The organism is Afipia sp. GAS231, assembly GCF_900103365.1.
Lineage (GTDB): Bacteria > Pseudomonadota > Alphaproteobacteria > Rhizobiales > Xanthobacteraceae > Bradyrhizobium.
In genome coordinates this window covers 4,165,829-4,182,179 of sequence record NZ_LT629703.1, presented here as the reverse complement: position 1 = coordinate 4,182,179, position 16,351 = coordinate 4,165,829, and the positions used below count along the sequence as shown (strand labels likewise).

6 protein-coding genes are annotated in these 16,351 nt (G+C 63.8%); 3 read left to right on the top strand and 3 right to left on the bottom strand.

From position 1 onward, the window contains the following. The first annotated feature begins 73 nt into the window (after window positions 1-73). The gene (locus tag BLS26_RS19620) at window positions 74-466 is read left to right on the top strand and encodes an MAPEG family protein (RefSeq protein WP_092513821.1); all 393 of its coding nucleotides are present in this window, start codon (window positions 74-76) and stop codon (window positions 464-466) included. Window positions 467-947: 481 nt separating this feature from the next. After that, the gene (locus BLS26_RS19615) at window positions 948-2,534 is read left to right on the top strand and encodes a porin (RefSeq protein ID WP_092513819.1); all 1,587 of its coding nucleotides are present in this window, start codon (window positions 948-950) and stop codon (window positions 2,532-2,534) included. 102 nt (window positions 2,535-2,636) lie between these two features. On the opposite strand, the gene BLS26_RS19610 is transcribed toward BLS26_RS19615, so the two are convergent. From BLS26_RS19610 to BLS26_RS19600, 3 genes are all read right to left on the bottom strand, one after another. Next, a complete protein-coding gene (locus BLS26_RS19610) occupies window positions 2,637-3,830 on the bottom strand; it encodes an ABC transporter substrate-binding protein (RefSeq protein WP_092513817.1) in 1,194 nt (397 codons plus the stop codon). A gap of 226 nt (window positions 3,831-4,056) precedes the next feature. After that, the gene (locus BLS26_RS19605; RefSeq protein ID WP_092513815.1) at window positions 4,057-7,206 is read right to left on the bottom strand and encodes an efflux RND transporter permease subunit; all 3,150 of its coding nucleotides are present in this window, start codon (window positions 7,204-7,206) and stop codon (window positions 4,057-4,059) included. Then, on the bottom strand, window positions 7,203-8,414 hold the full coding sequence (locus BLS26_RS19600; protein ID WP_092513813.1) for an efflux RND transporter periplasmic adaptor subunit: 1,212 nt from the start codon (window positions 8,412-8,414) through the stop codon (window positions 7,203-7,205). The genes BLS26_RS19605 and BLS26_RS19600 overlap by 4 nt, the downstream gene beginning before the upstream one ends. Window positions 8,415-9,188: 774 nt before the next feature. Here BLS26_RS19600 and BLS26_RS19595 point away from each other — a divergent pair. Further along, window positions 9,189-16,202: a cadherin domain-containing protein gene (locus BLS26_RS19595; RefSeq protein ID WP_092513811.1), complete on the top strand. Its 7,014-nt coding sequence runs from the start codon at window positions 9,189-9,191 to the stop codon at window positions 16,200-16,202. Window positions 16,203-16,351 lie beyond the last annotated feature (149 nt).

Below are 16,351 nucleotides of genomic sequence, written 5' to 3'. Positions count from 1 at the left end.
CTTTACGCGAACTGGTTTTCACTTCGTTCGAAAACGCTATAAGCCGACACAATCAGTGGGGAGGATTCTTTCGATGTACCATTTCACCGCGCTCGTCACCTGTCTGGCGATCCTGGTCTACGCCTACGCTTCGATTCTGGTGTCGCAGGCACGCGGCAAATTCGGCGTCAAGCTGCCCGCGATTTCGGGCACCCCCGATTTCGAGCGGGTGTTTCGCGCGCAGATGAACACGCTGGAATGGCTGCCGATGTTCCTGCCGTCGCTGTGGCTGTTCGCGATCTATATCGGCGACACCTTTGCGGCAGGGCTGGGCCTGGTCTGGGTGATCGGCCGCGTCCTCTACGTCCACGGCTATGCGCAGGCGGTCGAGAAACGCGGGCCCGGTTTCTTTATTCAGGCTCTCGCAAATACTGCACTTTGGGCTGGCGCGTCCGGCGCCATTATCTGGCGCATCGTTCACGTCTGACGATCATTTGGTTCAACGCAAATGGCCGCGATGAATCCGAAGCGGCCAATGATACCTTCGACAATGCGCGCTTATCACAGTCGCGCGAGCACGAAGGAATGTCGTCTTCCCTTCATGCATTTCGTGAATATCATGCAGCATGCATCGTACACGTACGCTGCTGTTGCTCTGATCTACCCCGTCCGTTGATCCCCAACGGGCGGGGTTTTCATTTGCGCGGTGTGAACGTCGCCGCTCGAATCTCGACCACGCATCGGCAGTTCCCTTCGGTTGGTATGATGGTATTCATATCAAGCGCCGAACGACCAATTGCATAACTTAATTAGCTTTCTAACTCATTGTTTCGTTGCGTAAAAACCACGATCGTCCCGTGAAATGCAGCGTATGACGCTGTTGTCATTCTAAACCTCCGGTTCTCCATTATCTCCCGGGTTAGTATCTACGTTCGAACCAGCGCGTAGATCATCACCGGAGAATAACGATGCATCTAACAAGAAAACTCATCCTCGGCTCGGCCGCCGGACTACTTGCCATCAGTGGCGCGCAGGCCGCCGATCTTCCCGTCAAGGCCAAGGCGGTCGAATACGTGCGGATCTGCTCGCTGTACGGCGCGGGCTTCTTCTACATCCCCGGCACCGACACCTGCATCAAGCTTGGCGGTTATCTGCGCGTCGATACCACGTTCAACGGCGGCATCCACGGAACGCCGGCGTGGTCCGGCGACATCGCGCAAGGCAATCGCTATCGCGACTACTTTGCTTCGCGCTCGCGTATGGCGTTGACCGTCGATACCCGCACCGCCAGCGAATATGGCGTGGTCCGCACCTTTGGTCAGGCCGACTTCCAGTTCAGCACGCAGGGCAGCACCACCGTCAATCCGGCCAACTTCACGGCCTCGCCGTCCGCCGGCACCAATACTTCGCTCTTGAACCAGCCCGGCGAAGGCTATGTCGCGGTCGAATATGCCTTCATCCAGTTCGCCGGCTTCACCTTCGGTAAGTCCTCGTCAGCCTACTCGACCCCATGGAACGGTTTCCCGGGCAACATCAGCTCGAACCTGCTGGGCGGCAACAACACCGATACCGGCGTCAACAACATCCAGTACACCGCGCAGTTCGGCAACGGCGTATCGGGCACCATCGGCCTCGACGACCCCACCGTCTGGGACCGCACCTCCGTATTCAATCTGTCGATCCCGCTCAGCGCCACGCTCGGTGGCAGCAATGCCTACGCGGGCGCCCATGCTCCCGACGTCGTCGGCAACATCCGGGTCGACCAGGCCTGGGGTTTGTTCCAGATCTCGGCTGCTGCGCACGAAGTCTCGGGCTCCTACAACGTCCTGAACACGGCCGCCGTGCCGGCCGGCGCGGTTGGCCCTGCGGGTGCTTCGCCGACCGGACTGTCCGAACTCTCCGGCCATCCCGACACCAAATGGGGCGGCTCGGTGATGGCTGCCTTGCAGATCAAGAACATCCCGACCGGTGCCGGCGACGACATCAAGATGGACGTGAGCTACGCCAAGGGTGAGACCAAGAACGTGATCGCCACCAGCAGCGCTTCGCCAAGCTTTGCGATGTTCGGCAGCACGTCCCGTGCCGGCGCCTATCAGAGCGTCGGTTTCGGTGCGACCACCGATGCTGTGTATCTCCCCGTTGCGAACGGCGGCGACGGGTCGCTGCACCTGACGGAGGCCTATGGCATCCGCGGCGCATTCAACCACAATTGGGATGCGTACTGGGCATCGAGCCTCTATGGCAGCTATTCGGCTGTCCGCTATGACGGCACCGCAAAAGCCTTCATCTGCGCCAACTACACGACGCTCGGCAAGGCCGTCAGCGCCGACTACAGCTGCAATCCCGATTACAACGTCTCGCAGATTGGTCTCCTCACCCGCTGGACTCCCGTCAAGAACCTGACGTTCTCGGCCGAAGTGCAGTGGTTCCACCTAGACCAGAAGTTCACGGGTGCAGCGACGCTCGGGCCGTCCTCGCCGAAGCCTTCGGCCATCTACGAGTTCAAGGACCAGGACACGGTGCATCTGCAGGTTCGCGCCCAGCGGAACTTCTGATCTCCGCCGGAACGAAAACTCTTCAGACCTGAACAGAAAACGCCGCGCTGGGTTCAAACCAGCGCGGCGTTTGCCTTGAGCGGCAGATGATCGGGTGATCGTTTACTTCGTCAGCGGGCAGCCGGAGTCCTTGGCCGTCGGGAACGCCTTGTCGCCCGGCACCACCGCGAGCTGCTTGTAGTAGTCCCACGGCTTCTTCGAGTCCGACGGCTTCTTGACCTCGAACAGATAGAGGTCGTGCACCATGCGGCCGTTTTCCAGCACCTTGCCGCCCTGCGCAAAGTCGTCATCGACGGGCAATTCCTTCAGCTTCTTGGCCACGGCATCCGAATCCTTGGTGCCGGCCGCCTTGACCGCCTTCAGATATTGCAGCGTCGCCGAATAGGTGCCGGCCTGGATCATGTTCGGCATCCGGCTCGTGCGTTTGAAGAAGCGTTCGGCAAAATTACGGCTCTTGTCGTCGCGATCCCAGTAATAGCCCTCAGTCAGCACCAGACCCTGGGCTGCTTCGAGCCCGAGGCCATGGACCTCGGCCAGCGTCAGCAGCAGGCCGGCGAGCTTCTGGCCGCCCTTGACGATGCCGAATTCGGCCGCCTGCTTGATCGAGTTGGTGGTGTCGAGGCCGGCATTCGCAAGCCCGATGATCTTGGCTTTGGAACTCTGCGCCTGCAGCAGGAACGAGGAGAAGTCCGACGAGTTCAGGGGGATGCGGACCGAGCCCACCACCTTGCCGCCCTTTTCCCTGACCAGGTCGCCGGTGTCCTTCTCCAGCGCGTAGCCGAAGGCGTAGTCCGCGGTCATGAAGAACCAGGTATCGCCGCCGGCCTGCACCAGCGCGCCGCCGGTCCCGACCGCCAGCGCGTGGGTGTCGTAGGCCCAGTGGAAACCATACGGCGTGCAGGCGTCGCCGGTGATGCGCGAGGTCGCCGCCCCCACGACGATGTCGATCTTCTTCTTTTCCTTCGACAACTCCTGGATCGCGAGCGCCACCGAGGACGTCGTCAATTCCGTGATCATGTCGACGTTCTCGACCTCATACCAGCGGCGCGCGATGGCGGTGGCGAGATCCGGCTTGTTCTGGTGGTCGGCGGAAACGATGTCGATCTTCTGACCCAGCACCTCGCCGCCGAAATCCTCGATCGCCATCTTGGCGGCCTCGAGCGAATATTTGCCACCGTAGTCGGCATAGACCCCGGACTGATCGTTCAGAATGCCGATCTTGACGCCCTGCGCCGACGCCGTCCCGGCCAGCAAAAGACCGCTCATCGCAACGGCCGCCAACAATCCCGATTTCATATGTGCCTCCCAGCAGTTTCTACCCAAGAAATCTCGCGCAACAATATTTCATAACCCTGCGGCTGCCCATCTATTTCAGATCAGCCAATAGTATTGGAGAGCTCGTTCCGTCATTCCCGGGCGCGCGCGAAGCGAGCGAACCCGGAATCTCGAGATTCCGGGTTCGATGCTTTGCATCGCCCCGGAATGACGCCGAGTTGACGGCGCATGCGGACTACCGCGGCGATCACGCCGCGGTAGGTTTGTTCCCGCCATCGGCAAGGTTGCGGACGATGACGTAGAAGATCGGCGTAAAGATCAGGCCGAACAGCGTCACCCCAAGCATGCCGAAGAACACGGCGACGCCGACCGCCTGGCGCATTTCCGATCCCGAGCCCGTCGAAATCACCAGCGGCAGCACGCCGAGAATGAACGCGAACGACGTCATCAGGATCGGCCGCAACCGTAGCCGGCAGGCTTCGATCACGGCCTCGAGCCGCGGCCGGCCCTCGAGCTCGATGTCGCGCGCGAACTCCACGATCAGAATCGCGTTCTTCGCCGCCAGTCCCACCAGCACCACGAAGCCGATCTGGGTGAGGATATTGAGGTCCTGTCCCATGATCCGCACGCCGATCGTCGCGGCCAGCAAACACATCGGTACGATCAGGATCACGGCGAACGGCAGGCTCCAGCTGCCATATTGCGCGGCCAGCACCAGGAACACGAACAGCACGCAGATCGGAAACACGTAGAGACCGGAATTGCCGCCGGTCACCTGCTGATAGGACAGATCGGTCCATTCGAAGGTAAAGCCGCTCGGCAGCGTCTGGTCGGCGAGCTGCTTGATCGTGCTGAGGGCGACGCCGGAGCTCGTTCCCGGCGTCGGCTCGCCCTGCAGTTCGGAGGCCGTATAGAGATTGTAGCGCGCGACACGGTCGGGGCCCGAGATGTCGCGGAAATCGACCACGCTGCCGAGCATCACCATGTCGCCCGCCGCATTGCGGGTGCGCAACCGCGCCAGATCGGGGGTCGCCTTGCGGAACGGCAGGTCGGCCTGCGCCGTGACGTGATAGGTGCGGCCGAACAGGTTGAAGTCGTTGACGTAGGTCGAGCCGAAATAGGTCTGGATGGTGTCGTTGATTCCAGAGATCGGCACGCCGAGCTTCTGCGCCTTGATGCGGTCGATGTCGACGAAGATCTGCGGCGTGTTGGCGGTAAAGGGCGAAAACACCGAGGTGAGGTTTGGCGACTTGCGCGCGGCGGCGACAAGCTCGTCGGTCGCGGCGGCCAGCAGCTCGGGCCCGCGGCCCTGCCGATCCTGGACGCGGATGGTAAAGCCGCCGCCGGTGCCGATGCCGGGCACCGCGGGCGGCGGGATCACGATGATGAAAGCGCCCTGGATCGCAGACAGCCGCTTGCGCAGCTCGCCGGTGATCGAGGTCGCCGTCAATCCCTTCTTCAGGCGCGCCTCCGGCTCGTCGAACACCGGGAACAGCGCCGCGGCGTTGCCAGCCTGCGTGCGGGTCGCGCCGGAAAAGCCGGCAAAGGCCGCGACGCGAACGATGCCCGGCGTGTCCAGCGCGATACGCTCGATCTCGCGCACCACCTTGGTGGTGCGATCCAGCGACGCCGCGCCGGGCAGTTGCGCCGAGATGATGACGTAGCCGCGGTCCTGCGCCGGAATGAAGCCCTGTGACGTCGTCACCAACAGCCAGCCGGCGCTGCCGATCAGCGCCAGATAGATCACGAGCATGACCGCCGTATGCCGGATCACGAAGTCGGCCGCGCCCGCATAGCCGTGCGAGAGCCGGTCGAACACGCGGTTGAACACGCCGGTAAAGGCCGCCCAGCCGCGGGCGATGACATTCCAGCTTGCGGGCGGACGCTTGTCCTCGTGCGGAACCAGGATCAGCGAGGCCAGCGCCGGCGACAGCGTCAGCGAACAGAAGCAGGAGATCGCGGTTGCCACCGCGATGGTGACGGCGAATTGCTGGAAGAATTGCCCCGAGATGCCGCCGATGAACGCGGTCGGTATGAACACCGCGCACAGCACCAGCGCGATCGAGACCAGCGCGCCGCCAACCTCTTCCATGGTCTTGAGCGCGGCGTCGCGCCGGCTCATGCCGTGCTCGAGATGCCGCTCGACATTTTCCACCACCACGATGGCGTCGTCGACCACGATGCCGACCGCCAGCACCAGCCCGAACAGGGTGAGGTTGTTGATCGAGAAGCCGAGCGCAGCCATGACCGCGAAGGTGCCGACCAGCGACACCGGGATCGCAATGATCGGGATGATGGCGGGCCGCCAGCCCTGCAGGAACACCAGCACCACGATGACGACGAGCGCCATCGCCTCGTAGATGGTCTTGATCAGCTCATGGACGGATTGCGCGATGAATTCGGTCGGATTGTAGCCGATATTGAAGTCGAGCCCTTTCGGAAAACTCTCCTTGAGCCGCACCATCGTGTCGGAGATGTTCTTGGAGGTGGCCAGCGCGTTCGATCCGGGACGCTGGGTCACCAGCAGTGCGACCGCCGATTTCCGCAGCAGGAAGCTGTTGGTGGCGTAGGACAGCGCGCCGAGTTCGATGCGGGCGACGTCGCGCAGGCGGACGACCCGGCCGTCGGAGCTGGCCTTGATCAGGATATCCTCGAACTGCCGCTGGTCTTTCAGGCGGCCGGTAAAGACGAGGTTGGGCTGGAAAGCGCGGTCCGCGATCGGCGGCTCCGCGATCTGCCCGCCCGCGATCTGCACGTTCTGCGATCGGATCGCCGCCAGCACTTCGGCCGACGTCAGGCCGAGATTGGCGATGCGGTCGGGATCGAGCCACAGCCGCATCGAATAGTCGCGCGCGCCGAACATCTGGATATCGCCGACGCCGTCGAGCCGCAGCAACTGGTCGCGGACCTGCAGCAGCGCATAGTTCGAGATGTAGAGCTGGTCAAAACTGTCGTCGGGCGACAGCATGAACACGACCATCAGGATGTCGGGGCTGTTCTTGCGCGTCGTCACGCCGTTTTGCTGCACTTCCGCCGGCAGGCGCGGCTGCGCGATCGCGACGCGGTTCTGCACCAGCACCTGGGCCTTGTCGAGATCGGTACCGAGCTTGAAGGTGACGGTGATGGTGAGCTGCCCGTTCGAGGTCGCCTGGCTGTAGAGGTACAGCATGTCCTCGACGCCGTTGATCTCCTGCTCGATCGGTGCCGCGACGGTGTCGGAGACGGTCTGCGCCGAGGCGCCGGGATATTGCGTGGTGACGACGACGGTCGGCGGCACAACTTGCGGATATTCCGAGACCGGCAGCGTGGTGTAGGCGAGCGCGCCGACAATCAGCAGCACGATCGACAGCACCATCGCGAGGATGGGCTGGTTGATGGAAAGCCTTCCGAGATTCATGGCTTGGCACCCGCCGGAGCTTTGGCGGTCTGTGGGGTCACCTTGGCGCCGACGCGGGCGCGCTGCAGGCCGTCGACGATGACGCGGTCCTCCGCCTTGAGGCCTTCGCGGACCACGCGCAGGCCTTCGTCGAGCGGCCCCAGCACCACCGGCTTGGCCTCGACGGTGTTGTCTTCCTTGACCACGAACACGATCTTGCGCGACTGGTCGGTGGCAACAGCGGAATCCGGCAGCAGCAGGGTCTCATAGGGCGAACTGCCGATCAGCCGCACACGGCCGAACTGGCCCGGCAGGATCGACAGATCCTGGTTGGGGATGACAGCGCGACTGCGCAGGGTCGCGGTCGAAGAATCGAGGCGGTTGTCGATGAAGTTCATCTTGCCCTCATGCGAGGGCTTGGTCTCGCCGGTCAACGTCACCTGGACCGGGTTGGGCGTATCGCGCGAACTCGGCCGCTTGCCTTCGAACCAAAGCTTGCTGTTGCGTTGATAGGTCGCCTCGTCGACATCGAAATAGATGTAGATCGGATCCATCGAGACGATCGAGGTAAGCAACGTCGAACCGCCTTCGCTGCCCTGCACGAGATTGCCGGCGCTGACGAGATGGCGGCTGACGCGGCCGGAGATCGGCGCCATCACATGGCTGAACTCGATATTGAGCTGCGCCGCTTTCAGCGCGCCCTCGGCCACGGTCTCGGCGGCGTGCGCCGCCTGCAAGGCCTGGCGGCGCTGGTCGACGACCTGTTCGGAAACGGCACTGGTCTGGACCAGGGACAGGCCGCGGTCGAGATCGCGCTTGGCAAGCTCCGCCTTGGCGCGCGCATCCGCGAGCTGACCGGACGCCTGTTCGGCGACCGCCTCGAACGGTCGGGAGTCGATCACATAGAGCAGATCGCCGGCCCGAACGATGTCGCCGTCGCGGAACTCGACCGAGGTCACGAAGCCGCCAACGCGCGCGCGAACCTGGACTTCCTCGACCGCCTCGAAGCGTCCGGTGAATTCATCCCAGTCGGTGACGGTGCGTTTCACCGGCTGCGCCACCGTGACCGGCGGCGCGGCGGCGGCCGCAGGTGCCGGCGGCTTGTCGCCGCAGCTCGTCAGCGCCAGCGCGAGCAGCGGGATCAACGGCCGCAGACCACGAAGCGAAAGAATATTATGAAGGCTCTTGCCCGGCGCCCCAGATTTAGATGGCTCAATCTCGCCCAACATCCAATTCCCCTGCACTTCTCGACATCGTCATTGATCGAGACCGCTGCCGCGCAACTATCCGCGGCGGAGGTCACAGATGTGAACGGTTCCTAGTCTGTGCAAGAACCCCGCGGGAGCAAGCAAAATCGTTATGCAAATCCGGCCCTGGGGCGATCAGCGGTCAGGCGCTTTGCGCGTGGAACACGCCGGCGGGACGCGGCAACAAGGGGACGCAGGTTCCCCTGCAGGCATGAATTCCTTGGCGAATTCCGGGGCCAATTCAGGCTCTCGGCATCTGATGACGAAAACGTGACATCACACAAGTGTCGTCCGGCCGGGGCCAGGCCGCGTCACGCCGAAAATTCTGTGCCGACGCAGGGAGGCCGCGTTGCCGGGCGCCGGCCGGGACGCATCCCCCACGCGTCAACCATACCCGAACGCCGATATAGTTAACAATTCGGAAACATTGACTCAGGGTTGTGCGACTCATACGCTCATGGTTGCCAAAAGGTTAATTTTCTGTCGGCCGCATTTCTTGAACATTCATTTTCTGTCGTCGCGGTGTGAGTGGGGCGTATCCGAAATGACGAGCGAGATTGCATTCGCTGGTGATTTGCCTCGCAGACCAACGTTCGCCGCCGGCCGCTCCACCAGCGGACCCGGCCTGCGCGGACATTGCGCGCTCTATCCATCAAAACATCAGACGCGTTCACGCATCGCGCTTGCCGCGCGACGTCCGAGGCCTTCGCGGCCCGGATTGGCGTGACGCATTCGACCTAGTTGGGAGTTCTGTTAATGGCGTCCGACCTGCCTGCGTTCCCCGGTTTTCCCTCTCCGCCGTCGCCGCCATCTCCGCCGCCCGGCGGTGGTACGCCGGGCCTCATCATCGCGCTTCCGTTTCTGGATACGCCGCCATCGCAAGCTACCGACTCGAACGGCGCCGCCAACGCCGTTGCTGAGGGTGCTGCCGTCAACACGCTGGTCGGCATCACCGCGCACTCGGTCGACGCCGAAGGTCAGACCGTCACCTATTCGCTCGGCGCCGATTCCTCCGGCGGCGGTTTCAAGATCGATCCGGCGACCGGCGTGGTGTCGGTCGCCGACTCCGGCAAGATCGATTTCGAGACCGCCCCTGGCCACGCCTACACGATCACGGTGAATTCGAGCGACGGATTCATATCCGGTTCGCAGAACTTCACCATCGCCGTCACCGACGTCGCGCCGACGGCACCCGTCGACAGCAACGCCGCCGCCAACGCCGTCACGGAAGGCGCGGCTGCCAATACAACGGTCGGCGTCACCGCCGCCTCGACCGACATCAATGGTCCGGCTGTCACCTACAGCCTGACCGCCGACACCTCCGGCGGTGGCTTCAAGATCGACCCGGTGACCGGTATCGTCACCGTCGCCGATGCCACCAAGATCGACTACGAGAGCGCGCCCGGCCATGCCTATACCGTCACCGCACAGGCCAGCGATGGCACGCTGACGAATTCGCAGACCTTCACCATCGCTGTGAATGACGTGCCGCTGTCGACACCGGTCGATACCAACGCCGCCGCCAACAACGTGGCGGAAGGTGCGGCCAACGGAACCGCCGCCGGCATCACCGCCTTTGCGTTCGATCCGAACGGACCGGCGACCACCTATTCGCTGACCGGCGACACCTCGGGCGGCGGGTTCACGATCAATGCCGTGACTGGGGTCGTCACCGTCGCCGATTTCACCAAGATCGACTACGAGAGTTCGGGCGCCGGCCACAGTTATACCATCACCGTACAGGCCAATGACGGCCTGCAGACCACGTCGCACGGCTTCACGATCGGCGTTGCCGACGTCGCGCCGTCGACCCCGGTCGACAGCGACGCCGCCGCCAACAGTGTCCTCGAAGGCGCAGCCAACGGCTCGACCGTCGGCGTCACGGCCTCGTCCACCGACGTCAACGGCCCGGCCGTGACCTACAGCCTGACCGGGGACACTTCGGGTGGCGGTTTCACCATCAATGCCGCGACCGGCGTCGTCACCGTCGCCGATTCGACCAAGATCGATTACGAGAGTGCGCCCGGGCACGCCTATACCGTCACCGCGCAGGCCAGCGACGGCACCCTGACGAATTCGCAGACCTTCACCATCGCCGTTGCCAACGTCCCGCCCTCGACCCCGGTCGATAGCAATGCCGGCGCCAACACCGTGGCTGAAGGCGCGGCCGCCGGCTCCACGGTCGGTGTCACTGCGTCATCCACCGACATCAACGGTCCGGCCGTAACCTACAGCCTGACCGGCGACACTTCCGGCGGCGGCTTCACCATCAATGCCGTGACCGGCGTCGTCACCGTCGCCGACCCCACCAAGATCGATTACGAAAGCGCGCCCGGCCACGCCTATACCGTCACCGCACAGGCCAGCGACGGCACGGCGTCGAGTTCGCAGATCTTCATCATTGCGGTCACCGACGTCGCGCCCTCAACACCGGTCGACAGCGATGCCGCCGCCAACTCCATCGCCGAAGGTCCGGCCAACGGCTCGACCGTCGGCGTCACCGCCTCCTCCACCGACGTCAACGGCCCGGCGGTGACTTACAGCCTGACCGGCGACACCTCCGGCGGCGGCTTCACCATCAATGCCACGACCGGTGTCATCACCGTCGCCGATTCCACCAAGATCGATTACGAAAGCAGCGGCGCCGGCCATAGTTACACCGTCACCGCGACGGCCAGCGACGGCACCCAGTCCAACTCGCAAGCGTTCGTCATCGACGTCACCGACGTCGCGCCATCGACCCCGGTCGACAGCAATGCCGCAGCGAACCAGGTGTCGCAGGGCGCTCCCGTCGGGACCGTTGTCGGGTTGACCGCGTCCTCGACCGACGTCAACGGACCGGCGGTGACTTACTCGCTGATCGGCGACACGTCGGGCGGCGGCTTCACCATCAATGCCGCAACCGGCGTCGTGACGGTGGCCGATCCCAGCAAGGTCATCTTCAATGCCGGCAGCCCGAGCTTCGACGTTAGGGTCGATTCCAGCGACGGCACGCTGCATAACCAGCAGACCTTCACCATCAACGTGCTGCAGAACACCCCGCCGGTGGCGAATGACGATTCCCTCGCCGCTACCGAAGCCGGCGGCCTCAACAACTCCATCGCGGGCTCCAATCCTGCAGGCAACGTCATCCTCGGCACCGGCTCCGCCGGCGCTGTGCAGGACACCGATGCGCAGGATCCGAGCAACGCGCTGACGGTGGTTGCGGTCCATACCGGTCCCGAAGGCGCCTCGACCGGCACCGGCACGGTCAACTCTGCAACGGTCGGATCACACGGAACGCTGACGCTGAACAGCGACGGCTCCTATACCTATCTGGTGAACCAGACCGACGCCCAGGTGCAGGCGCTGCACACTTCGGCCGAAACGATCACCGATGTCTTCAACTACACGATCCAGGACACTGGCGGCCTGCAGGACACGGCGACGCTGACCGTCACCATCCACGGCGCCGACGACCTGCCGCAGGCGGTCGCCGACACCGGCACCATGACCGAGGACGATGCGCCGACGTCCTTCAACGTCATCGCCAACGATACCCAGGACCCCGATCATACCGCGTCCAACACCATCACGCTCGGGCCGGGCGGCGTCACGGTCACCGGCCCGGGGGGCGAGACCTTTGCCAATACCGACGCCACGGCGTCGATCGTCGCCAACCAGATCCAGATCACGCTCAACAATGCGCATTTCCAGCAGCTCGCACTCGGCGAACACGCCACCATCACCGCGCCATATACCCTGACCGGCGACGCCGGCGAGACCTCGAGCGCCAACCTCGTCGTCACCGTCAACGGCGTCAATGACGTGCCGGTCGCCGTCGACGACACCGGTACGATGACCGAGGACCAGTCGGGCCACGCCTTCACGGTGCTGGCCAACGACACGCTCGACGCCGATCATGGCGCGCCGAACAACGTGACGGTCAATGCAGCCACGGCGGTCACCAATCTGTCCGCGCCTTCCGGCGAGGGCATCACCGCCTCCGACATTTCGGTCAGCGTCAACGGCTCCAATCAGGTCGTGGTCAATCTCGGCGCCAACTTCCAGCATATGCAGGACGGCCAGAGCTCCACGTTCGACGTCGCCTACACGCTGCACGGCGACCAGCCGGGCGATACCTCCACTGCCGAATTGCACGTGACGGTGACCGGCGCCAACGACGCGCCGGTCGCGGGCAATTTCACCTTCAACGGCGTCAACAGTGCGATCGGCAATACCGATCTCGTCGTCAACGACCCCGCCGACACCGCGCAGACCGCCACCGGACCCGCCAAGACCATCAGCGCCAGCCTGCTCAGCGGCGCCAGCGACGTCGACGGCCCGGGACCGCTGATCGTGGTCGCCGGCACCATCGCCACCGCGCATGGCGGCGCCGTGACCATGCAGTCGGACGGCGACTTCATCTACAAGCCGCCGGTCGGCTATACCGGCTCGGACTCCTTCAACTACCAGGTCTCCGACCAGAACGCCGGCGCCTCGGGCGTCGGCCTCGGCACCGGCACCGTGACCATCAACGTCGCATCGCCGCACGTCTGGTACGTCAACGCCGACGCGGCGACCGACGGCGACGGTTCGTCGGAGAATCCGTTCAACAGCCTTTCGCATTTTAACGGCGCCGGCGGCGTCGATGGTTCGGGTGACACCATCGTCCTCGAGACCGCGAGCGCTCATTATACCGGTGGACTGACGCTCGAGAACAACGAGCAATTAATCAGCCAGAGCGCGGGGGTGACCATCAACGGCACCACGCTGCTTGCCGCCAGCGGCGCCAACGCCGTCGTCGACGGCGGCGTCATTCTCGGCAGCGGCAACAACATCCAGGGCGTCGATTTCGGCGCCACCTCCGGATTCGCGGTATCCGGCTCGAGCGTCGGCACCGTCCACATCGACGATTCCAAGTCGGGCGTGATCAACAACGCCTCCGGCGGCGGTATCTCGATCGGCGGCTCGTCGAACGTGCTGAACGTCGACCTCTCCAGTGTCACCACCGGTGGCGGCACCAACGGCATCGTGATCAACGGCGCCAGCGGCAGCTTCCACGCCCATGGCGGCACCATCTCGGGCGCATCGGGTTCCGACGTGTCGCTGAGTTCGGGAACGCTGAATTTCACCGACGACGGCTCGATCTCCGACAACAGCGGATCGAACGTCTCGGTCTCCAGCATGACCGGCGGCACGCAGAGCTTCACCGGCGCGATCTCGGGCAACGGCAGCACTGGCATTTCGCTGACCAGCAACACCGGCTCGACCATCGACTTCAGCGGCGGCATCAATCTGTCCACTGGCGCGTCGAATGCGTTCACTGCCACCGGCGGCGGCACCGTCAATGTCACCGGCACCAATCACCTGACAACGACGACCGGCACCGCGCTTAACATTAACAACACCACGATCGGTTCCAGCAACGTCACCTTCCATGACATCTCGGCCAACGGCGCCGCCAACGGCATCGTTCTGAACAACACCGGGACCAGCGGACATCTCGCCGTCACCGGCGGCGGCAGCAGCGCGCTGGGCGGCGACAATTCCGGCGGCACCATTCAGAATACGACCGGCGACGGCATTTCACTGACCAACACTTCCGGCGTAACGTTCACCAACATTCACGTCACCAATACCAGCGGCGACGGCATCAACGGTACGACCGTCGGCGGCTTCACGCTGGCGAACTCGACCGTGGACGGCGCCAATGGCGGCAGCGCGGTCAACCAGGGAAGCATCTACTTCACCGGCCTCACCGGCACCGCGAATGTGACCAACGACGTCATCAAGGGCGGCCATCAGGATAACGTCAGCATCCTGACCTCAAGCGGAACTCTTGACCTGACGGTTTCGGGCAGCACGATCCGGGACACCGATACCGGCACCAACGGCAACGACAACCTGTTCATCGAGGCCAACGGCACCAGCACCGTCACAGCCCACGTCCAGAACAACACGTTTGCCGCCACCAACGGCGACCATCTGCAAACCGTCGGCGACGACAGTGCGACGCTGAACATCGTTGCGACCGGCAACACGCTGTCCGGCGGCGGTGGCGTGAATGCGCTTGGCGAGGGCATTACCATTTCCGGCGGGCACAGCAGCCCAAGTCCCAGCACCGAGCATGTGAATTTCAACATCTCGAACAACACGATGACCGGCACCATTCAGGGCGGTGCGATCAACGTGAACGAGGGCGCCGGCTCCGGCACGTGGCAGGGACAGATCAACAACAACACCGTGGGCAATCCGGCGATCACCGATTCCGGCGCCGCGCAATCCTCGGCGATCCGCGCCGAAAATCACAGCAACGGCGGCGCGCTCACCGTTCTGATCGACGGCAATAATCTCTCTCAATTCAACGGCGTGGGAATCAGTCTGCAGGACGGAGAATCCAGCACCAGCACTGCCACACTTAACGCGACGGTCACCAACAACGTCGAAAGCAACCCCGGCTCGACCTTCAACGGGGGACCAAATTACGGACTCCTCCTCAACGTAGGCGTCGCCAGCGGCTCTTCGAACGTCGCGCATGCCAATATCCACGACAACACGCTAGTGGCGAGCACATCGGGCGGCTTCGGCATTCGTGTGCGCGAGCGGTTTGGCGCCGATATCTTTCTCGACAATTATGCCGGTGGATCGACCGACCAGACCGCCGTTGCAAACTATCTGGTCGCCAAGAACCCCGGGAATACCGCCGTTGCGGCAATGAGCCTGGGTGGCGGCGCCACCCAGGGCGGGGGTTTCTTCAACGGCACAACGCCGACCCCTATTGTGCCGCTACAGCTGTTCGCGGCCGGCGGCGTGCAAGCGTCGCCGACGACGCCCGGTGAAATGAACCTCACCATGTCCGAGCTGAATGTGATCGTCGCGGCGGCGATCGCCGATTGGACCGCCGCAGGCGCTTCAGCAGCGCAGATCGATGCCATGCACGCCGCGAGCTTCAGCATTGCCAACCTGTCCGACGGCGTGCTCGGACAGGAAACTCCGGGCGCGATCCAGGTCTCCAGCAATGCCGCGGGCAACGGCTGGTTCGTCGATGCGACGCCCGCCGGCAACTCGGAGTTCCCCCACGCCGCAAACCCCGCCGACACAGACCTGCTGACCGATCCAAGCAACGCAGCGGCTGGCCATGTCGATCTGCTCACCGTGGTGATGCATGAACTCGGCCATATCATTGGCATCGACGACACCACGGCTCCGGCCGACATCAACGACCTGATGTTCATGTATCTCGCCGACGGCGAACGCCGGCTGCCGACTGCGTCCGACGTCGGCAAGGCCGACCCGATGTCCTCGTTCCAGGCTGTCGACCCGCTCGCACCGCCGCCGCCCGCTCCGGCCTCGACGACGACGGTCGCGGCCCCTGCTGGAAGCCAGACCTTCGATGCCGGCCATGGCGGCCAGACGCTGGTCGCTACCGCGGGCCCGGACACTTTCGTGTTTGCCAATGTCGACGTCCACGCGCCGGCCCCGCCGCCGGTCACCCTGATCGAGAACTACAGTTTTGCGCAGGGCGACAAGTTCGACTTCTCCGCGATCACCTCGCAGTTCCACGCCTCCGGCTTCGGCGACGCGCTGATCGTGCGCGCGGTCGAGGACGCCGGCGGCAAGTTTGCAACCCTGCAGGTCGACACCCTCGATCCGCACGGACTGCCGGGCATGGCGAACTGGGTCAACGTCGCGCAGCTTGACGGTGCCCATGCCGGCGATGCCGTGAATGTGTTGATCGATGGCCAGGCCGTGCACCTGGCGCAGATTCACGTCGGCCTGCTGGCCTAAGGCCGGCCTGTCGCGCTGGTGACGAAGCGCTGCCCCGGCTGGCGGGCAGCGCTGCCAAAAATCTGACATTGAGCAAAAATCTGACACTGAGAACGTGTATGAATGCAGAAACATCCCTGCGATCTTTGCGTGTATTTTGTGTCTAGCCT